The organism is Sphingomonas sp. Leaf343, from assembly GCF_001423765.1.
Lineage (GTDB): Bacteria > Pseudomonadota > Alphaproteobacteria > Sphingomonadales > Sphingomonadaceae > Sphingomonas.
In genome coordinates this window covers 180047-201687 of the sequence record NZ_LMPG01000012.1, presented here as the reverse complement: position 1 = coordinate 201687, position 21641 = coordinate 180047, and the positions used below count along the sequence as shown (strand labels likewise).

The 21641-nt window shown below is 68.2% G+C and carries 14 protein-coding genes; 11 read left to right on the top strand and 3 right to left on the bottom strand.

The window, feature by feature from the left end:
• Positions 1–49: 49 nt before the first annotated feature.
• Positions 50–1051, top strand: coding sequence for an NAD(P)H-quinone oxidoreductase (locus tag ASG07_RS10465; protein ID WP_201780998.1), 1002 nt, complete (start codon positions 50–52; stop codon positions 1049–1051).
• 32 nt (positions 1052–1083) lie between these two features.
• Here ASG07_RS10465 and ASG07_RS10460 read toward each other — a convergent pair whose 3' ends face one another.
• Genes ASG07_RS10460 through ASG07_RS10450 form a run of 3 tightly spaced genes read right to left on the bottom strand, consistent with a single transcriptional unit; the run spans position 1084 to position 4102 of the window.
• A complete protein-coding gene (locus ASG07_RS10460; protein ID WP_055845659.1) occupies positions 1084–2343 on the bottom strand; it encodes an adenosylmethionine--8-amino-7-oxononanoate transaminase in 1260 nt (419 codons plus the stop codon).
• Positions 2340–2963, bottom strand: coding sequence for a dethiobiotin synthase (gene bioD / locus ASG07_RS10455; protein WP_055845656.1), 624 nt, complete (start codon positions 2961–2963; stop codon positions 2340–2342). Before bioD ends, ASG07_RS10460 begins: the two co-directional genes overlap by 4 nt.
• Positions 2960–4102: an 8-amino-7-oxononanoate synthase gene (locus ASG07_RS10450; RefSeq protein WP_055846130.1), complete on the bottom strand. Its 1143-nt coding sequence runs from the start codon at positions 4100–4102 to the stop codon at positions 2960–2962. The genes bioD and ASG07_RS10450 overlap by 4 nt, the downstream gene beginning before the upstream one ends.
• A 187-nt stretch (positions 4103–4289) precedes the next feature.
• On the opposite strand from ASG07_RS10450, the gene ASG07_RS10445 reads away from it, so the two are divergent.
• The 10 genes from ASG07_RS10445 to ASG07_RS10400 all read left to right on the top strand — a co-directional run bounded on the left by ASG07_RS10445 (position 4290) and on the right by ASG07_RS10400 (position 21510).
• Entirely contained in the window at positions 4290–4598 is a 309-nt protein-coding gene (locus ASG07_RS10445) for a DUF2934 domain-containing protein (RefSeq protein WP_156361826.1), read from the top strand.
• A gap of 75 nt (positions 4599–4673) precedes the next feature.
• Positions 4674–6695 carry an alpha-1,4-glucan--maltose-1-phosphate maltosyltransferase gene (locus ASG07_RS10440; protein WP_082474713.1) on the top strand — a complete coding sequence of 674 codons (2022 nt, stop codon included), beginning with the start codon at positions 4674–4676 and terminating at the stop codon, positions 6693–6695.
• Positions 6692–9907: a maltose alpha-D-glucosyltransferase gene (gene treS, locus ASG07_RS10435; RefSeq protein WP_055845647.1), complete on the top strand. Its 3216-nt coding sequence runs from the start codon at positions 6692–6694 to the stop codon at positions 9905–9907. The genes ASG07_RS10440 and treS overlap by 4 nt, the downstream gene beginning before the upstream one ends.
• A 142-nt stretch (positions 9908–10049) precedes the next feature.
• On the top strand, positions 10050–12176 hold the full coding sequence (glgX, locus tag ASG07_RS10430) for a glycogen debranching protein GlgX (protein ID WP_055845644.1): 2127 nt from the start codon (positions 10050–10052) through the stop codon (positions 12174–12176).
• Positions 12173–13864, top strand: coding sequence for a malto-oligosyltrehalose trehalohydrolase (gene treZ / locus ASG07_RS10425; protein ID WP_055845641.1), 1692 nt, complete (start codon positions 12173–12175; stop codon positions 13862–13864). The genes glgX and treZ overlap by 4 nt, the downstream gene beginning before the upstream one ends.
• Complete coding sequence (gene malQ / locus ASG07_RS10420) at positions 13861–15846, top strand: 4-alpha-glucanotransferase (protein ID WP_055845638.1); 1986 nt, start codon at positions 13861–13863, stop codon at positions 15844–15846. Before treZ ends, malQ begins: the two co-directional genes overlap by 4 nt.
• Positions 15843–18209, top strand: a complete 2367-nt coding sequence (gene treY / locus ASG07_RS10415) for a malto-oligosyltrehalose synthase (RefSeq protein ID WP_055845635.1) — start codon at positions 15843–15845, stop codon at positions 18207–18209. The genes malQ and treY overlap by 4 nt, the downstream gene beginning before the upstream one ends.
• 75 nt (positions 18210–18284) lie before the next feature.
• Positions 18285–19820: a CoA-acylating methylmalonate-semialdehyde dehydrogenase gene (locus ASG07_RS10410; protein ID WP_055845633.1), complete on the top strand. Its 1536-nt coding sequence runs from the start codon at positions 18285–18287 to the stop codon at positions 19818–19820.
• A 14-nt stretch (positions 19821–19834) separates the two neighbouring features.
• Complete coding sequence (locus tag ASG07_RS17230) at positions 19835–20368, top strand: hypothetical protein (RefSeq protein ID WP_156361825.1); 534 nt, start codon at positions 19835–19837, stop codon at positions 20366–20368.
• On the top strand, positions 20365–21510 hold the full coding sequence (locus ASG07_RS10400; protein WP_055845630.1) for an acyl-CoA dehydrogenase family protein: 1146 nt from the start codon (positions 20365–20367) through the stop codon (positions 21508–21510). The genes ASG07_RS17230 and ASG07_RS10400 overlap by 4 nt, the downstream gene beginning before the upstream one ends.
• Positions 21511–21641: the final 131 nt, after the last annotated feature.

Here is a 21641-nt window from a genome sequence, read left to right as displayed (position 1 = left end):
ACGTTGTCAATAAGCCCGGCGGAAGACTGACCCCGTTTAAGGCGAACCGATGGCCTCGATCCCTGAGACGATGACCGCGATCGATCCCGAGCAGCCGGGCGGGCCGGAGGTGCTCGTTCCGGTCGAGCGTCCCGTGCCGGTGCCCGGCCCGGGCGAGGTCCTGGTCCGCGTCGCTGCCGCCGGGGTGAACCGGCCGGAAGTGATGCAGCGTCAGGGCAAATACCCGCCGCCGCCGGGTGCGCCCAGCATCCTTGGCCTCGAACTGTCCGGTACGATCGTCGCGGTGGGGGAAGGTGTGGACGATGCGCAGATCGGGCAGCCCGTCTGCGCGCTGGTCGCGGGCGGTGCCTATGCCGAATATGCCGTCGCGCCGTTCGGCCAGTGCCTGCCGGTCCCCGCTGCCGTGTCGATGACGGAGGCGGCGGCGCTGCCCGAGACGCTGTTCACCGTGTGGACCAACCTGTTCGAGCGCGCCTACGCGATGGAGGGCGATACGGTGCTGGTCCATGGCGGCACCAGCGGCATCGGCACGATGGCGATCGCGCTGGGCCGCCTCTTCGGCCTGACCGTCATCGTGACCTGCGGCAGCGCCGTCAAATGCCGCGCCGCGCTCGATCTCGGCGCGGCGCACGCGATCGATTACAGCCGGGAGGATTTCGTCGAGCGGGTGAAGGCGATCACCGACGGCCGGGGGGTCCAGGCGGTGCTGGACATGGTGGGCGGCGATTACGTCCCCCGCAACCTGCAATGCCTGGCGGACGATGGTCGCCACGTCTCGATCGCGGTGCAGCGCGGCGCGGCGGCGACCGTGCCGTTGTTCGAGATCATGCGCCGCCGCCTCACCCTGACCGGCTCGACGCTGCGCGCGCGCGACACGGCGTTCAAGTCGCTGGTCGCCGACGAACTCGTCCGCACCGTCTGGCCGCATGTCGAGGCGGGCAAGCTGAAACCCGCGATCGACCGGGTCTTCCCGCTGTCGCAAGCCGCCGACGCGCACCGCCGGATGGAGGCAGGCGACCATGTCGGCAAGATCGTGCTGACGGTCGAATAGCCCCTATCCCGGCCCCGTCCCGGCCCGCGACGTCAGCCTGTGGCCCGCACCTGCGCGACGGCGTCCGCCAGAGCATCGTAGATGCGGTCGAGGTCGCCGGCCTCGATGCAATAGGGCGGCATGACGTACAGCGTGTTGCCGAGCGGGCGCAGCAGCAGGTCGGCGTCGCGGAACCGCGCCAGCAGCCGTGGCGCCAGCGCCGACAGATAGCCCGCGTCCGTCACCTCCAGATCGAGCGCGGCGATCGTGCCGAGCGTGCGGGCATTCGCGACGCCGGGCAGGTTGGCCAGCCGGGCCATCCGTTCGGCCTGCGCCTCTGCCAACGCCGTGACGCGTCCGGCGACCGGTTCCTCCCGCCAGATCGCGAGATTGGCGACGGCGGCGGCGCAGGCGATCGGATTGGCGGTGTAGCTGGACGAGTGGAAGAACATCCGCGCGCGGTCGGTCGAAAGATGGCTGGCGTAGATATCCTCCCGCGCCATCGTCACCGCCAGGGGCAGGCTGCCGCCCGTCAGTCCCTTGGACAGGCACAGGATGTCGGGGGCGATCCCTGCCTGTTCGCACGCCAGCAGCGCGCCGGTACGGCCCCATCCCGTCATCACCTCATCGGCGATGAACAGCACGTCATGCTTCGCGCAGATCGCGTGCATCGCGCGGAGCGTGTCCGCGCCGTACATCAGCATCCCGCCCGCGCCGAGCACCAGTGGCTCGACGATGAACGCCGCGGGTCGCGTCCGGCACACCGCCTCCAGCGCATCCAGCGTCTCCTGCCCGCATCCGGCGGCGGGGAAGGGCACGGTCGCCACGTCGAACAGCAGCGGCGCATAGGCTGCGCTGAACACCCCGCGTGCGCCGACCGACATGCCGCCGACCGTGTCGCCATGATAGCTGTGCTGCATCACGACGATCCGCGTCCGCGCCTCGCCGCGATTGGCCCAGTGACCCAGCGCCATCTTCAGCGCGACCTCGACGCTGGTCGATCCCGAGTCGGAAAAGAACACCCGCGTCAGCGAGGCCGGCATGATCGCGAGCAGTCCGCGCGCCACGTCCTCGGCCGGCTGGTGCGTCCAGCCGGCGAAGATGATCTGATCCAGCCGCTGCGCCTGTTCGGCGATCGCGGCCATGATCCGGGGATGCGCGTGGCCGTGCGTCGTCACCCACCAGGACGAGATCGCATCGACGATCCGGCGGCCGTCGTCCGTATACAGCGCCGCGCCCTTGCCGTGAGTCACCAGCGGGATCGGCTCGCGCAGACCATGCTGCGTGAACGGGTGCCAGATGGGCGAGGTCATGCGAAATCCCCGGTGTCGAAGTGCGCTGCGAACGCCGCCTGCAGCGTGTCGGCGTCGAGGGTGACGAGGCGCGGCAGGCGACCCAGCCGCTTCACCCGACCGATCCGGCAGATCGTCGCCTCGCTATCCTCCACCGCATCGCCGGAAAAGGCGATGCCGAGGATCGGGACGCCGCGCCGGCGCAGCGCCTCGATCGTCATCAGGCTGTGGCTGATCGTTCCCAGCCCGGTCCGCGCGACGATCACCACCGGCTGCGCCCAGCGTGCGAAGACATCGGCATAGAGCAGGTCGCCGGCCAGCGGCACGAGCGCGCCGCCTGCACCCTCCACCACCAGCGGGCGGTGCGGCGGCAGGGCCAGCCGGTCGGGATCGATCGTCACGCCGTCGATCGCGGCGGCGCGGTGGGGGGAGCAGGGCGTCGTCAGCCGGTACGCCTCGGGCAGGATCCGTTCGGCCGGCAATCCCGAGAGCGACGCCACGCGTGCGGCATCCCCGTGATCGAGATCGCCGGCCTGTACCGGCTTCCAGTAATGCGCGACGAGCGCTCCGGCGAGCGCGGCGGCGAAGACGGTCTTGCCGACATCGGTGTCGGTGCCGGTGACGACGATCGCGCGGTTCATCGCAGCACGTCCTCCAGCGTCGCGGCCAGCCGCTCGATCGCCGCGGTGTCGACGTTGAGCGTCAGCGAGATGCGCAGCCTGGCCGTGCCCGCCGGAACGGTCGGCGGCCGGATGCCGCGCACGTCCAGCCCGGCGGCCTGCAAGGCGGAGGCGACCTGCATCGTCCGGGCATCCTCGCCCAGGATCAGCGGCACGATCTGCGATCCCGTGGCGGGTGCGCCGTGCGGCGACAGCAGCCGGCCGGCGACCGCGATCCGATCGGCAAGGGCGGCGCGACGTTCCGGCTCATCGGTCAGCATCCGCAACGCCTCCCGCACGGCGGCGGCCATCAGCGGCGACGGCGCGGTCGAGAAGATGAAGCCCCGACCGCGGTTGACGAGGAAGTCGGTCATGACGCGCGGTCCACATACCAGCGCCCCCTCGCACCCCAGCGCCTTGCCGCAGGTGTGCAGCGTGATGAGGTTGGCGGGCCGCGCGCCGTCGCCCGACAGGCCGCGTCCGCCGGCCCCGAACACGCCGGTCGCATGCGCCTCGTCCACGACCAGCACCGCGTCGTGCCGGTCCGCGACCTGCGCCAGTGCCGTCAGCGGGGCGCGGTCTCCGTCCATGCTGTAGAGGCTTTCGACCACGATCCACGGCGTGCCCGTGCCGCTGCCCGCGCGCCATGCGGCGATCGCGTCGGCAAAGCCCTGAACGTCGTTGTGACCGGCCGCCATCGACGGCGCGCGGGCCAGTGCCATGCCGTCATGCGCGCTGGCGTGGATCAGCGCATCGTGGACGATCAGGTCGCCCCGCTGCGGCAGGGTCGCGAGCAGGGTCGCATTCGCGGAAAACCCGCTGGAGAAATACAGCGCCGACTCCGCCCCGAAGAACGCCGCCGCCTCCGCCTCCAGCGCCTCGTGCTCGGGATCGTTGCCACGCAGCAACCGCGACCCCCCGGCACCGATCGCGACACCCCGATCCAGCGCGTCCGCCACGGCAGTGCGCAAGCGTGCCGATCCGGCCAGCCCCAGATAGTCATTGGACGCGAAATCATCTCCCGCCCTGGGGGCAAGGCTGCGCCGCCGCGCGCGACCCTCCAGCGCGGCGAGATCGCGACGATGCGCGGCGAAGGGGAGGGCTGGCAGCTTCACGGTCATCGTCGTCATCCCTCCGCCGGCGGCTCCTACCAGCATCGGCGGGGAAGGCCAGCGATGCGCCACCTTCCGCTACGGCCGACGCCATACGTATGTGGTCGCGGCGCGATTGACGCGGGAACCCGGAGGTGATCGGACTATTTCATCCAACAGGGGGCGTTCCGCGCCCCGAAACTCGATGGAGCAGACCATGTCCGACGACCGCCACGACGCGATCCGCACCCGCGCCTATCAGCTTTGGGAAGACGAGGGCCGTCCGCACGGCCGCGACGAGCATCACTGGCATGAGGCATCGCGGACAGACGGCGACGCCGTGTCCGGACCCGCCGCCACGGCGGCGGGGGACGAGGCGGGCGGCGACCTGACCGAAGAGTTGCCGGCCGCGCCGCCACCCGCTCCCAAGCCACGGAGCGCCAAGCCGAAAGAGCCGCCGCAGACCACCGCCGCGGAGCCGGGCGCGAAGAAAGCCCGTTCGCCCAAGTCAAAATCGGCGAAGTAGCCGACCCTTCCGCCGACTTCAGACGTTCGTAGGGTCGCGCGGGCGCTTGCCGGCGGACCGGAGGGGAATTTGTTGATGCCTGATGCCACCCAGACGACGCGCCACAGCGCGCTGGATCCGATTGTGTCGACGCCCGTAGCCGAGGCGCTGAACCGCGCGACGACGCCTGCCGGGCGGCTGGTGATCGATGCGATCACGCCCAGCGTCGATGGCGGCTGGCCGGTTAAGCGGATCGTCGGCGAGGAGGTGACGGTCGAGGCGAACGTCTTCACCGACGGGCACGAACAGCTTGCGGTCGAACTGTTGTGGCGGCCCGCCGACGAAACCGAATGGCGCGCAATCAGGATGGTGGCGCTTCCGACGGATCGCTGGCGCGCCACGTTCACCCCCGAACGGCTGGGTCGGCACGAGTTCGCGATCGAGGGCTGGCTGGACGTGTTCGGCGGCTTCCGGCGCGATTTCGCCAAGAAGCTCGGCGCGGACGTGGCGCAGCCGGTCGATTACATGGAAGGCCGCGGCATCGTCCGCGCGGCGGCGAAGCGTAGCGGCGACGCCGAGCTGTTGCGCTGGGCCGATCGCGTCGATGCCGGCGACGATGCGCGCGAAGGGGCCGAACTGCTGCTGGCGGACGAACTCGCGCGGCTGATGATGAAGGTGGATGATCGGCCGCACCGACTGCGCGCGGCGACGATCCTGCTCGACGCGGAACGTCTCGCGGCGCGGTTTTCCAGCTGGTACGAGCTGTTCCCCCGCTCTCAGGTCACCGATCCGACGAAGCACGGCACGTTCGACGATGTCATCCCGCGCCTGCCGCAGATCCGCGACATGGGCTTCGACACGCTGTATTTTCCGCCCATCCACCCGATCGGCAAGACCAACCGCAAGGGGCCGAACAACACACTGACGCCGGGGCCGAACGACCCCGGCAGCCCCTACGCGATCGGCTCGGACGCCGGCGGCCACGATGCGGTGCATCCCGAACTCGGCGGGTTCGAGGCGTTCGCGCGATTGGTCGAGGCGGCGAAGGCGCATGGGCTGGAGGTCGCGCTCGACTTCGCGATCCAGTGTTCGCCCGATCACCCGTGGCTGAAGGATCATCCCGGCTGGTTCGCGTGGCGACCCGACGGGTCGATGAAATATGCGGAGAATCCGCCGAAGAAATATCAGGACATCGTCAACGTCGATTTCTACGGCCCCGACGCGATCCCGGGCCTGTGGGTGGCGCTGCGCGACGTCGTGCTGCTGTGGATCGAGCACGGCGTGAAGGTCTTCCGCGTCGACAATCCCCACACCAAGCCGTTGCCCTTCTGGGAATGGATGATCGGCGAGGTCCGCGCGCAGCATCCCGACGCGATCTTCCTCGCGGAGGCGTTCACGCGCCCGACGATGATGTACCAGCTGGCGAAGGTCGGCTTCTCGCAAAGCTACACCTATTTCACCTGGCGCGACCGCAAGGACGAGCTGACCGAGTATATCGAGGAACTGACGACGGAGGCTCCCAAGGAGTTCTACCGCCCGCACTTCTTCGTCAACACGCCCGACATCAACCCGGTCTATCTGCAAACGTCGGGTCGGCCGGGGTTCCGCATCCGCGCGGTGCTCGCGGCGACGCTGTCGGGGCTGTTCGGCGTCTATTCGGGGTTCGAGCTGTGCGAGGCCGCGCCGATCCCCGGCAAGGAAGAATATCTCGACAGCGAGAAGTACATCGTCAAGCCGCGCGACTGGAACGCGCCGGGCAACATCACGATGGACATCGCGATGCTCAACCGCATCCGCCGCCAATATCCGGCGCTCCAGACGCATCTGAACACCAAATTCTTCGTCGCCGATGACGACAACATCATCTGGTACGGCAAGCCCGATCCGGACGGACAGGGGATCATCTGCGTCATGGTCAATCTCGACCCGCACAACGGCCATGAATGCAATTTCCAGATTCCGCTCTGGGAGATTGGGCTGGACGACAATGCCAGCGTCGATGTCGAGGATCTGGGCGAGGGCTGGCGCTTCCGCTGGTACGGAAAGGATCAGTTCATCCGCATCGAACCCGACCAACCCTATCGTATCTGGCGCCTGACGCCCGGAGGTTTCGCATGAGCGAGTTGCAGTCGGACGCCGTCACCGATCCGATGAAGGACCCGCTCTGGTACAAGGACGCGGTGATCTATCAGGTCCACGTCAAATCCTTCTACGACAGCAACAATGACGGCATCGGCGACTTCAAGGGGCTGTTGCAGAAGCTGGATTACATCGCCGATCTCGGCGTGACCTGCATCTGGCTGCTGCCCTTCTATCCCAGCCCGCGCCGCGACGACGGCTACGACATCGCCGCCTACGAGGACGTGTCGCCCGATTACGGGACGATGGAGGATGCGACCGCGTTCATCGCGGCGGCGCACGATCGCGGCATCCGCGTTGTCACCGAACTCGTCATCAACCACACGTCGGACCAGCATCCGTGGTTTCAGGCAGCGCGCAAGGCCCCGCCGGGATCGCCGGAGCGCGCCTTCTACGTCTGGTCGGACGACGACAAGCTCTACAGCGGTACACGCATCATCTTCCTCGACACCGAGAAGTCAAACTGGACATGGGACGAGGAGGCGGGTGCGTATTTCTGGCACCGCTTCTATTCGCACCAGCCCGACCTGAACTTCGACAATCCGGCGGTGCTGGAAGAAGTGCTCCGCGTCATGCGCTTCTGGCTCGATCTCGGTGTCGACGGGCTGCGGCTCGACGCGATTCCGTATCTGATCGAGCGTGACGGCACCTCGAACGAGAATCTGCCGGAGACGCATGATGTCCTGAAGAAGATCAGGGCCGCGCTGGATCGCGAATATCCCGACCGCATGCTGCTCGCCGAGGCGAACATGTGGCCGGAGGACACGCAGCAATATTTCGGCGACAGCGCCGCCGCGGGCGAGGCGGGCGACGAGTGCCACATGGCGTTCCACTTCCCCCTGATGCCGCGCATGTACATGGCGGTGGCGCAGGAGGATCGCTTCCCGATCACCGACATCATGCGCCAGACGCCCGACATCCCGGCGAACTGCCAATGGGCGATCTTCCTGCGCAACCACGACGAACTGACGTTGGAGATGGTCACCGATTCGGAGCGGGACTATCTGTGGAACACCTATGCGGCGGACCGGCGCGCGCGGATCAATCTCGGCATCCGCCGCCGCCTCGCGCCGTTGATGGAGCGGGACCGGCGGCGCATCGAGTTGATGCATGCGCTGCTGCTGACGATGCCGGGCACGCCGGTGCTGTATTATGGCGACGAGATCGGGATGGGCGACAACATCCATCTCGGCGACCGCGATGGCGTCCGCACGCCGATGCAATGGTCGCCGGACCGCAACGGCGGCTTCAGCCGCGCCGATCCGCCGCAACTGACGCTGCCGGCGATCATGGACCCGCTGTACGGCTATCAGGCGGTGAACGTGGAGGCGCAGGAGCGCGACGGCCATTCGCAGTTGAATGCGGTCAAGCGCATGCTGGCGGTGCGACGCGAGCATCCCGCTTTCGGCCGGGGGACGCAGCGTTTCCTGCGCCCCGCCAACCGCAAGATCCTCGCCTACATCCGCGAATATCAGGACGACCGCATCCTGTGCGTGTTCAACCTCGGCCGCACGGCGCAGGCGGTGGAACTGGACCTTCAGGAGCATGAGGGGCTGACCCCGGTCGAACTGACCGGCGGCGTGGCGTTCCCGGCGGTCGGGCCTCAGCCCTATGTGCTGACGCTGCCGCCCTATGGTTTCCTGTGGTTCGTGCTTAGCGATCAGGCGAACGCGCCCGCCTGGGCGACCAGCGCGCCGTCGCTGGAGGTGGAGCGCTTCACCTTCGTGCTGCGGCCGGAGCTGGAGGACGTGACGGTCGGCTCCAACCGCTCCGTGCTGGAGCGCGACGTGCTGCCGACCTACATCGCGCAGCGCCGCTGGTTCGGGGCCAAGGACGAGGCACTGAACGAGGTGCGGCTGATCCGCTGCGATCCGTTGCCCGGTGTCGAGGACCTGCTGCTCGCGGAGATCGAGGTCGAGACGGACCGCGGCGCCTATCGCTACTCCCTGCCGCTGGGCATCGCGTGGGAAGGCGAGACGCAAGGGCGCTTCGCTGGCAGTCTGGCGATGGCGCGTGTCCGTCGCGGCCGCCGGGTCGGCCTGCTCACCGACGGTTTCGCGGTCAGCGAATTCGCGCGCAGCGTGCTGGGCGGGATGATCGCTGGCACCACCTTGGGAGAGGGCGACGCCGCACTGGCCTTCACCGGTTATGACGGGCTCGACGTGCAGCCGGACGAGACGGTCGAGTGGCTGACCGCGGAACAGTCCAACAGCACGATGGTGCTGGGCGAACGCGTCGTGCTGAAGCTGCTGCGTAAGCTGGAAAGCGGCATCCACCCTGATGCGGAGATGGTCCGCCACCTCGTCGCGCAAGGGTTCGAGGCCGTGCCGCCGATCCTGGGCGAGGTCCGCCGCGTCAGCGACGACACGCTGCTGATGATGGCGCAGCGCTTCGTCCACAATCAGGGCGATGGCTGGCAGTGGACGCTGGCGACGCTGGAACGGTTGGCGATCGCCGACGAATCGACCTTCGCCAATTATCGCACCTTCGCGGAGACGCTGGGCAAGCGGCTGGCGCAGATGCACGCCGTGCTTGCGCGACCGAGCGACGACCCGGCGTTCGCGCCGGATACGATGTCGCCGGAGGGCGCGGAGCGTCTCGCTGCCGACGTGCTCGCCGATGTCGAAAACGCGCTGGCGCGGATCGCGGACGCGCACCTGACCGGGGAAGCGGCGGAGTATCTGCTCGCCAACCGCGACGCGCTGATCGCGCGGGTGCGCGACGTGGCCCGTGCTACCGCTGGCGAGCGGCTGACGCGCATCCACGGCGACCTGCATCTGGGGCAGGTGCTGGTGACCGGCGGCGACGTGATGCTGATCGATTTCGAGGGTCAGCCGGCCAAGCCGCTCGCCGAACGTCGTGCCAGGGATCTGGCCCTGCGCGACGTGGCGGGCATTCTACGGTCGTTCGACTATGCCACCGCCGTCGCCGACCGCTCGCGTCCGCCGGGGCCGGACACCGAGGCGCTGCGGGCCGAACATCGCTACGCATCCTTCTGTCACAACGCGCGCGAGGCATTCCTCGACGCCTATGTCGCGGAGGCGTGCGAGGCACCGGATGCCGCGCGCCTCGACCTGCTGCTCGTCGCGAAGGCCGCGTACGAGGTCGGGTACGAGGCTGCGAACCGGCCGGACTGGCTGGAGGTGCCGGTGGACGGCCTGTTTCGGGCGGGACGCCGCCTGATCGGGTAACCTGCCAACTGTCACCCCGGCGTTCGCCGGGGTGACGGGTAATCCGATTGATCTCGCACATGCACAATAAGCGTGCGGTGTGCGGAACACGCGCCCCGGCGAGCGGGTTTCACGGCGGTATCCAGAACAGGGGAATACCGCCTTGACGTCATTGCCCGACCGGCTCGAAGCCGGCTCGCCCTATCCGCTCGGTGCGACGTGCATCGACGGGGGGATCAACTTCGCCGTCTTCTCCGCCAATGCCGAAAAGATCGAGCTGTGTATCTTCAGCCCCGACGGCAAGCGCGAGCTGCGGCGTTACGAATTGCCTGAATGGACCGACGAGGTCTGGCACGGCTATCTGCCCGATGTCGGCCCCGGCGTCCTCTACGGGTATCGCGCGCACGGCCCCTACGAGCCGGAGCAGGGCCATCGCTTCAACCCGAACAAGCTGCTGCTCGACCCCTATGCGCGCAAGCTGCACGGCCAGATCAAATGGACCGACGCGCTGCACGGCTACAAGGTCCGATCGCGCAAGGAAGACCTGTCCTTCGATACGCGCGACAGTGCGCCGGCCATGCCCAAGGGCGTCGTCGTCGACGATCATTTCGACTGGTTGCAGGATCGCCGCCCCAACACGCCGTGGTCGGAAACGGTCGTGTACGAGGCGCACGTCAAGGGCCTGACCAAGCTGTTCGAACTGGTGCCGCCACGCGAACGCGGCACCTATGCCGCGCTCGGCCACCCGAAGGTCATCGAGCATCTGAAGAAATTGGGCGTCACCGCGCTGGAACTGATGCCGATCCACGCCTTCACGCAGGACCGGTTCCTGCAGGAAAAGGGATTGCGCAATTACTGGGGCTACAACACGCTCTCGTTCTTCGCGCCGGAGCAGTCGTATTTTGCGACCGACAGCCAGGACGAACTCCGTCGCGCCGTCCGCCGCCTGCACTCCGCCGGGATCGAGGTCATTCTGGACGTCGTCTACAATCACACCTGCGAGGGATCGGAGAAGGGGCCGACGCTGTCGTGGCGCGGGCTGGACAACGCCAGCTACTACCGGCTGGTCAAGGATCAGCCGCGATACGCGATCAACGACACCGGCACCGGCAACACGCTGAACACCGACAAGGCGCGCGTGATCCAGATGATCGCCGACTCGCTGCGCTATTGGGCGACCAGCTTCGGTATCGACGGCTTCCGTTTCGATCTCGGCCTGACGCTCGGCCGGACGGAAACCGGCTTCGACAGCGGTCATGCGTTCTTCGACGTGCTGCGGCAGGACCCGGTGCTCGGCAAGCTCAAGCTGTCAACGGAGCCGTGGGACATCGGTCCGGGCGGCTATCAGCTCGGCAATTTCCCGCCCGGTTTCGCGGAGTGGAACGACAAGTATCGCGACACCGTCCGCAAGTTCTGGCGCGGCGACCCGTCGCAGCGCGGCGATCTCGCGGCGCGGCTGTCCGGTTCTGGCGACCTGTTCGACCGCCGCGCGCGGCGTCCCTGGGCCAGCGTCAACCTGCTCGCGGCGCATGACGGCTTCACGCTGTACGACACCGTCGCCTACGAACAGCGCCACAACGAGGCCAACAAGGAAGACAATCGCGACGGCCACTCGGAAAACTATTCGCGCAACTGGGGCGCGGAGGGGGAGACCGACGACGAGGGGATCAAGGCGACCCGCGCCACCGTCCAGCGGTCGATGCTGACCACGCTGTTCGCCTCGCTCGGTACGCCGATGCTGGTCGCGGGCGACGAGTTCGGGCGGACGCAGGGCGGCAACAACAACGCCTATTGCCAGGACGACGAGATCAGCTGGCTCGACTGGTCCCGCGCCGCCTCGCCGGAGGGCAAGTCGTTGTTCGACTTCACGTCTCGTCTCGCCGACCTGCGTCGCCGCTATCCCGTCCTGCGCTCCAAGTCGTTCCTGTACGGGCAAAACTCGCCCGGCCACGGCGTCAACGACATCGAATGGTGGGACGAGCGCGGCGAGCAACTGTCGTCCGACGACTGGAACAACCCGGATGGCCGCGCCCTGCTGATGCGCCGTGCGGTGAAGCTCGACAGCGGCGAGATCGAGGCGGTCTCGCTGCTGCTGAACGCATCGGACGATACGATCACCTTCACCCTGCCGCCCCCGCACAGCGACCGCGTCGTGCTGATCGACAGCACCAGACCCGATCTGCGCGAGGAGGCGATCGGCGACGAGTATGAACTCGGCGCGCACGGGGCTGCGCTGATCGCGTGGAAGGTCGCGCCGGAAGCTACCGGTCAGGACGACGGAGAGGCATGATGCGCTGGGGGCCGGAACTGCTGGCGGACGACCGGACGGCGTTCCGGCTCTGGGCGCCCGATGCCGACGCGGTGACGCTCGAACTGGAGGGCCTTCCGCCCGTCGATATGGCGGCGGGGGAAGGCGGCTGGTTCTCCGCGGAGGCGGCGGTCGGTGCGGATACCCGCTACCGGTTCCGCATCGGCGACATGGCGGTGCCAGATCCCGCGTCGCGCGCGCAGGACGGCGGCGTAAACGGATGGAGCATCGTCGTCGATCCTGACGCCTACCCATGGCGCAGCGACTGGGCGGGGCGCGCGTGGGAAGAAACCGTCGTGATGGAGGTGCATGCCGGCACCTGCGGCGGCTTCCGCGGGCTGGCCGACACGCTGCCAGAGATTGCCGCACTGGGCGTCACCGCCGTCGAACTGATGCCGGTCAACGCATTCGGCGGCACGCGCAACTGGGGCTATGACGGCGTCCTGCCCTATGCCCCCGCCGACAGTTACGGCTCGCCCGAGGACCTCAAGGCGCTGGTCGACCGCGCGCACGAACTGGGCGTGTCGATGTATCTCGACGTGGTCTACAATCACTTCGGACCCGACGGAAACTACCTCAACAGCTATGCCAGCGGCTTCTTCCACCCGGAGGTGAAGACGCCGTGGGGCGGCGCAGTGGCGGTGGACGAAGAGCCGGCGCGGCGTTTCTTCATCGACAATGCGCTGATGTGGCTTCAGGAATATCGCTTCGACGGGCTGCGCTTCGACGCGGTGCATGCGATTGCCAACGACGCGTTCCTCGACGCCATGGCCGCAGAGATCCGCGCGACGGTGAAGCGCCCGGTGCATCTGGTGCTGGAGAACGAGCATAACGACTCCGATCGGCTCGCAGCGGGCAAGTACGACGCGCAGTGGAACGACGACTTCCACAACGTCCTGCACGTGCTGCTGACCGGCGAGACCGACGCCTATTACGCCGACTTCACCGACCGTCCCGCCGAACGGCTGGCGCGCTGTCTGGCGGAGGGCTTCATCTATCAGGGCGAGGCGTCGGCCAATCAGGACGGCAAGACCCGTGGCAAGCGATCGGCGCATCTGTCGCCGACATCGTTCGTGGCGTTCCTCCAGAACCACGACCAGATCGGCAACCGCGCGCTGGGCGAACGGCTGACGCTGCTGACCAGCGCTGCAAAACTCCGCGCCACGACGGTGTTGCTGCTGCTCGGGCCGCAGATCCCCTTGATCTTCATGGGCGACGAGACCGGATCGGAAACGCCGTTCCTGTTCTTCACCGACTTCCACGACGAACTGGCGGACGCCGTGCGCGAAGGGCGGCGCGACGAGTTCAGGAAGTTCGCCGCCTTCGACGAACCCGCCGAGCGTGCGACGATCCCGGACCCGAACTGCGTCGACACGTTCGAACGGTCGCGGGTGCAGCCCGGCCCGGCCGCGGATACGTGGCGCGCCTTCTACACCGAATTGCTGACGCTGCGGCGGGAGCGGATCGTTTCGGGGCTGAAGCACGCATCGTCGCTCGGCGCGAAAGCGCTCGGCGACGCCGCGGTGTCCGCGCGCTGGCAACTGGGCGATGACGTGCTGACGATCGTCCTGAATCTCGGGTCGGAGCCGGTGCGAGTTCCGGAGGGACCGCCACTCTACGCCTCGGGCGAACCGGGCGCGGCGGATAGCTGCGCGGTGTGGCTGGCATGAGCGCGCTGCACGAACTGGCGGCGGAGGTCGGGCTTCAGGTCGACTGGCGCGACGCGTCGGGTCAGGCGCAACGGGTCCGCGACGAGGTACTGGTCGACGTCTTGGAGGCGCTTGGCTTCGACGCGCGCGACGAGCGTACGATCGCGGCGACCCGTCGCCAGCATGCGGAGGGGCAGAGCGATGACGGCGCCACCTTCCTGACCGGCGATGTCGGCACGCCGATCGGGGTCCCGTTCACCGGTCGCGGCGAGCTGTCGATGGCGGACGGATCGCGGCGCGACGTGGCGATCGAAAACGGCACGCTGCCCGCGATCGACCTGCCCGGCTATCACCGGCTGCTGCTCGACGATCGCGAGGTCGAGGTCGCGGTCGCGCCCAAGCGGTGCTTCACCGTCGCCGATGCCGCCGGCGACCGGCGCATCTGGGGCGCGGCGATCCAGATCGCCAGCCTGCGCGACGAGCGCGGCGGCGCGTATGGCGATTTCGGCAGCCTGCGCGATGCCGTCGCCGCACTGGCCGACGCGGGAGCGGATGCGGCGGCGATCAGCCCGGTCCATGCGCTGTTCCCCGCGGATGCCAGCCGCTACAGTCCCTATGCGCCGTCCAGCCGGCTGTTCCTCAACATCCTCTATGCCGATCCCGCCATCGTCGGCATGCCGCTGCATCAGGGGGGCGCGCCCGACCTGATCGACTGGCAGTCCGCGATCCCCGCGCGCATCGCGCTCCTGCGGCAGGCGTTCGACGCGCGGACCGACGCGATGCGCGATGCCGTGGCGGCGTTCGCGGACGCCGGCAGCGAAGAACTGCAACGCCACGCCCGTTTCGACGCATTGCACGCCCATTTCTTCGCGGGCGGCGCGAGCGGGTGGCAGGGCTGGCCAGCCGCCTTCCACGATCCGGCCAGCGATGCGGTGGCGCACTGGGCGCACGACAATGCGGAAGAGGTCGACTTCTACCTCTTCTGCCAATGGCTCGCCGACCGCAGCCTGTCGGAGGCGCAGGCGGCCGCCAGGTCCGCCGGGATGGCCATCGGCCTGATCGCCGACCTCGCGGTGGGGATGGATGCCGGCGGCAGTCACGCGTGGAGCCGCCCCGACGATCTCATCACCGGCCTGTCGATCGGCGCGCCGCCCGACCTGCTCGGCCCGGACGGGCAGAATTGGGGCATCACCGGTTTCGCGCCCACCGCGTTGCGGCGGCGCAATTTCGAACCGTTCCGCGCGACTCTCCGGTCCGCCTTGCAGCACGCCGGCGGCATTCGCATCGACCATGCGATGGGGCTGGAACGGCTGTGGGTCGTGCCCGATGGAAAGTCGGCGGCGGACGGTGCATACCTGTCCTACCCGCTCGACGACATGCTGCGCGTGCTGGCGATTGAGTCCGAAGTTGCGCAGGCGATCGTCATCGGTGAGGATCTCGGCACCGTGCCCGAGGGCTTCCGTCCGAAGCTCGACACGCGCGCCGTCATGGGCATGCGGGTGATGCCGTTCGAGGTGGACGGCGCAGGCAACATCACCCCGCCCGACCAGTGGACGCCCGAAGCCGCGGCGATGACCGGCACGCACGATCTGCCCACGATCGCCGGCTGGTGGCGCGGGCGCGACATCGAGCTCACCTACGAACTCGGCCGCAGTACGCGCGCCGACAGTCGCGAGGCGGCGGATACGACCCGTGATCGCGAGCGGGAAGGCTGGTGGAACAGCTTCACCGCCGCTGGCACCGCGTCGGGCGAGCGCCCTTCGCCGGACGACTCCGCACCCGTCATCGATGCCGCGCTGGGCTTCGTCGGCCGGACCCCCTGCGCGATCGCGGTCGTGCCGCTGGAGGACGCGGCGGGTCTGGTCGAACAGCCCAACTTGCCCGGCACGATCGACGAACATCCCAATTGGCGACGCCGCATGCCCGATACGACGCCCGCGCTGCTCAACCAGCCCGCCGTCGCCGCGCGCCTCGCCACGCTCAACAAGGCCAGAACTCGATGACCCCGCGCGCCACCTATCGCCTGCAACTGCACAAGGACTTCACCTTCGCCGACGCGGAGGCGATCGTGCCCTATCTGGCCGATCTCGGCATCAGCCACGCCTATCTGTCGCCGATCACCACCGCGACCAAGGGTTCGATGCACGGCTACGACGTGGTCGATCCGACCCGCATCAATCCTGAACTCGGCGGCGAGGACGCGTTCCGCTCGCTGGTCGCGGCGTTGCGTGCGCACGACATGGGCGTCGTTATCGACATCGTGCCCAACCACATGGGCGTCGCGGGCGGCGAGAACGCGTGGTGGAATGACGTGTTGGCCAGGGGTCGCGACAGCGAGTTCTCCGACGTGTTCGACATCGACTGGAAGCAGCCGATCGTCCTGCCGGTGCTCGGCGATCCGCTGCCCAAGGCGCTCGCCGACGGCGCGGTCGTGGTCGAGGACGACGCGATCGTCGCGTATGGCGAGCACCGCTTCCCCCTGCGCGCCGAGGATCGCGGCACGACCGATGCGGTCGAGGACGTGCTCGACCGCCAGCATTACCGGCTGGCATGGTGGCGCACCGCCGACGACGAACTCAACTGGCGGCGCTTCTTCACCGTCAACGAACTCGCCGGCGTCCGCGTCGGCGACCCCAAGGTGTTCGAGCGTACCCACGCGCTGATCTTCCGCCTCTGGGAAGAGGGATTGATCGACGGCGTCCGCGTCGATCACGTCGACGGCCTGACCGATCCCGCTGATTACTGCCGCACGCTGCGCCAGCGGTTCGAGGACAGCCCGCGCAAGGATCACGCGGTGATCTGGATCGAGAAGATCTTGGGTGCCGGCGAACCGTTGGCGAAGGACTGGGGCGTCGACGGCACCAGCGGCTACGACTTCATGGAGGAGGTCGCGGCGCTGCTCCACGATCCCGCCGGCGAAACTCCGCTGGCCGAAGCATGGGCGTCGCTCAGCGGCCGTCCCGCCGAATTCGCGCCGGAGGAGTTGCAGGCGCGGCAGGATGAGTTGGCGTGGCAGTTCGAGGGGCAGTTGAAATCCTGCGTCCGCGCCTTCGCCAAACTGGCGGAGTCGAGCGACGAGACGCTGGCGCTGACCCCCGAAATGCTGCGCCGCGCGATCCAGCGGCTGCTTTGGGTGTTCCCCGTCTACCGCACCTACGGCACCGGCAGCGATGCCCCCGCCACCGACGCGGCGATCCGCGCCGACGTGCGCGCACGTGTCGAGAAGTTCATCCCGCCGGGCGAAGGCTTCGTCGTGGACGCCGTGCTCGCATGGCTGGCGGGCGAAGGGCCGGGCGACCCCGACCTTGCGCATCAGGCGGTCCGCCGCTTCCAGCAACTGTCCGCGCCGGTCGCCGCGAAGGGCGTCGAGGACACCGCCTTTTACCGTTACGGCCGCCTGCTGTCTCGCAACGACGTCGGCTTCGACGCCGAGCAGTTCGCCGGTACGATCGACGGCTTCCACGATCGTATGACCGCCCGCGCGACCGACTGGCCGCGCGCGATGCTGACGACGGCCACCCACGACCACAAGCGCGGCGAGGATGTCCGCGCGCGTCTCGCGGTGCTGAGCGAGGTGCCCGACCTTTGGCTGAAGCACGTCGCGACGTGGAACGACGTGGCGGCGGAGGCGCTGGAGGGCGTCGACCCCGCGGATGCGTACATGCTCTACCAGACATTGTTCGGCGCATGGCCGCAGGGGCTGGCGACGGATGACGCCGCCGGCCTGTCCGCGTTCGCGGAGCGGGTGAACGCGTGGCAGCAAAAGGCGCTGCGCGAGGCGAAGCTGCGCTCCTCATGGGAGGCCCCGGACGAGGACTATGAGGCACGCTGCAAGGCGCTGGTCGAACGCCTGCTCGACCCGGTACAATCGGCGGAGTTCCTGACCGACCTGACCACGCTGATAGCGGAAACAGCGGACGCCGCTCAGGCGAACTCGCTCGCGCAGATGGCGTTGCGCTGCACCGTGCCGGGCGTCCCCGATTGCTATCAGGGAACCGAACTCGCCGACCTCAGCCTCGTCGATCCCGACAATCGCCGGCCCGTCGACTACGACCGCCGCCGCCAGGTTCTGGAAAGCCGCAGCGATCCCAAGCTGGCGCTGCTTGCCGATTTGCTCGCGCTGCGACAGGCGAACCCGGACCTGTTTGCCGCCGGCGATTATCGCCCCGTTACGGTAGAAGGCGCGCGGGCCGACCACATCCTCGCCTTCGAACGCCAGCACGGCGGCAAGACGCTGTGCGTCGCCGTCGCACTGCGCATGGCGGGCGTCACCGACTGGGGCGACACGCGGATCGGCTTCACGGACCAGCCCCGCTCCGCCGCCGAAGCCTTTGCCGATCGGACGGTATACGCTGCTCTCGACTGATCGCCCTTGTCTCCGCGCGCGGATCGCGACAAAGGTCCGCGCAAGGAAATTACAAGACGACATAGGAGAGCGACGATGCGGACGATCGATCATGTGATCGCCGGGGAGTCTGGTGGCGGCGCGGTCAGTGCGCGCAGCGGCGATGTCTACGACCCCAATACCGGGCAGGTGCAGGCGCGTGTCACGCTCGGTACGCAGGCCGATCTTGACCGCGCCGTCGCCGCCGCTCAGGCCGCGCAGCCCGACTGGGCCGCCACCAATCCGCAACGCCGCGCCCGCGTCATGTTCCGCTTCAAGGAACTGGTCGAGGCGAACATGGACGCGCTGGCGCACATGCTCTCGTCGGAACACGGCAAGGTCATCGCCGACTCGAAGGGCGACATCCAGCGCGGCCTTGAAGTCATCGAATTCTGCTGCGGCATCCCCCACGTTCTGAAGGGTGAGTACACGCACGGCGCCGGTCCCGGCATCGACGTCTATTCCATGCGGCAGCCGCTCGGCATCGGCGCCGGCATCACGCCGTTCAACTTTCCCGGCATGATCCCGATGTGGATGTTCGGCACCGCGATCGCGACCGGCAACGCCTTCATCCTCAAGCCGTCCGAGCGTGACCCTTCGGTCCCCGTCCGCCTCGCCGAACTGATGCTGGAGGCGGGCGCACCGGCCGGCATCCTCCAGGTCGTCCACGGCGACAAGGAGATGGTCGACGCCATCCTCGATCACCCCGCGATCAGCGCGATCAGCTTCGTCGGCTCGTCCGACATCGCCCACTATGTCTACCGCCGCGGCGTCGAGGCGGGCAAGCGCGTGCAGGCGATGGGCGGCGCCAAGAACCACGGCATCGTCATGCCCGACGCCGACCTCGATCAGGTCGTCGCCGACCTGTCCGGCGCGGCGTTCGGTTCGGCCGGCGAGCGCTGCATGGCGCTACCGGTCGTGGTGCCGGTCGGCGAAAAGACCGCCGACGCCCTGCGCGAAAAGCTGATCCCCGCCATCGCCGCGCTGCGCGTCGGCGTGTCCACCGATGCGGAGGCGCATTACGGCCCGGTCGTGAATGCCGCGCACCGCACCCGCGTCGAGAACTGGATCCAGACCGGCGTCGACGAAGGCGCGGAGCTGGTCGTCGACGGCCGCAACTTCACGCTGCAGGGCCACGAGCAGGGCTTCTTCATCGGCCCCAGCCTGTTCGATCGCGTCACGACCGACATGAGCGCGTACAAGGAGGAGATTTTCGGGCCCGTCCTCCAGATCGTCCGCGCGCCCGATTTCGAGACCGCGGTGCGCCTGCCGAGCGAGCATCAGTACGGCAACGGCGTCGCGATCTTCACGCGCAACGGCCATGCCGCGCGCGAATTCGCGGCGCGCGTCAACGTCGGCATGGTCGGCATCAACGTGCCGATCCCCGTGCCCGTCGCCTATCACAGCTTCGGCGGGTGGAAGCGCAGCGCGTTCGGCGACACCAACCAGCACGGCATGGAGGGCGTCCGCTTCTGGACCAGGGTCAAGACCGTGACGCAGCGCTGGCCAGACGGATCGGTCCTGCCGACCGGTTCGGAGGACGGCGGACCCAGCCGCGTGCAGGACGCGTTCGTCATCCCGACGATGGGCTGAGCGGAGTGAGCAACATGAAGCATCTGAGTCTGGCCGCCTTCCTGATCCTCGCCGCCTGCGGCTCGTCGGAGGATGCCGGCGGCAACAACAGCAGCGGGCCGGAAACCGCCGGCGCGGCGATCGAACAGACGCCCGCGAACCTCATGGACGATCCGAACAACAGCGTCGTGCCGATCCGTCCCGACGACGTGCAGCGGGTCGAGCAGACCGTATCGGCGATTCCGGCGGCGTTCACCGGCCGCTGGGGCATGGTCCCCAACGACTGCGATCCGCAGCGTGCCGACAACAAGGGCCTGCTGACCGTCGCCGCCGACCGGCTTGGCTTCTACGAATCGCGCGCAGTGCCGGGCAACATCCGCCTCGAATCGCCGACCAAACTGACGACCGATCTGGCCTTCTCCGGCGAAGGCCAGACCTGGCAGCAGACCGCGACGCTGACGCTGATGGACGACGGCAAGACGCTGATCCGCGAGGCGATCGGCGGCGAGAAGGGCGATGAACAGGGCGCGCAACGCTATTCGCGGTGCCCGGCGGGGGCAGCCAAGTGACGAACCAGTTCGACCTAACGGACGACCAGCGCGAGATCCAGGAGCTCGCGCGGCGCTTCACCGCCGACCGCATCACACCCTTCGCGGGCGAGTGGGACGAAAAGCACATCTTCCCGCGCGACACGATCAAGGCCGCGGCCGAACTCGGCTTCGCGTCGATCTACGTGTCCGAAGAGTCCGGCGGCATCGCGCTCGGCCGGCTGGAGGCGGCGCTCATCATGGAGGCGATGGCGTACGGTTGCCCCTCCACCTCCGCGTTCATCTCGATCCACAACATGGCGTCGTGGATGATCGACCGGTTCGGGTCGCAGACGGTGAAGGACAAATACCTGCCGTCGCTCGTCACGATGGACCGCATCGCCAGCTATTGCCTGACCGAGCCTTCGTCCGGCTCCGACGCATCGGCACTGAAGACGAAGGCGGTGAAGGACGGCGACGACTGGATCGTCACCGGATCGAAGCAGTTCATCTCCGGCGCGGGCGAGAACGAGGTCTACGTCACGATGGTCCGCACCGGCGAGGAGGGGCCGAAGGGCATCTCCGCGCTGGTGATCGAAAAGGACATGCCCGGCGTGTCGTTCGGCGCGGACGAGCGCAAGCTGGGCTGGCATTCGCAGCCCACGCGTCAGGTGACGTTCGACGGCGTTCGCGTGCCCGGCGAGAACCTCGTCGGCGGGCTGGGGGAGGGGTTCCGCATCGCGATGATGGGCCTCGACGGCGGCCGCCTCAACATTGGCGCCTGCTCGCTCGGCGGCGCGCAGCGATGCATCGACGAAGCGATCGGCTACACCCGCGATCGCCAGCAGTTCGGCAAGCCCATCGCCGAGTTCCAGAACACGCAGTTCACGCTGGCCGACATGGCGACCGAGCTGGAGGCCGCCCGCGCGCTGCTCTACATCGCCGCCGCCAAGGTCACCGCCAACGCCCCCGACAAGACCAAGTTCGCCGCAATGGCCAAGCGGCTGGCGACGGACACCGGCAGCAGCGTGGTCGACCGCGCACTCCAGTTGCACGGCGGCTACGGCTACCTGATGGATTACCCCATCGAACGCTTCTGGCGCGACCTGCGCGTGCATTCGATTCTGGAAGGCACCAATCAGGTCATGCGCATGATCGTCGGCCGCGAACTGACCCGCCAATGAGCCTCTCACTTAAATCCACCCCGGCACGGGGAGGGGGACCAGCGAAGCTGGTGGAGGGGCAGCCACGAGCAGGACGCCCCATCGCTGCCCCTCCGTCACGCCTGCGGCGCGCCACCTCCCCCGCAAGGGGA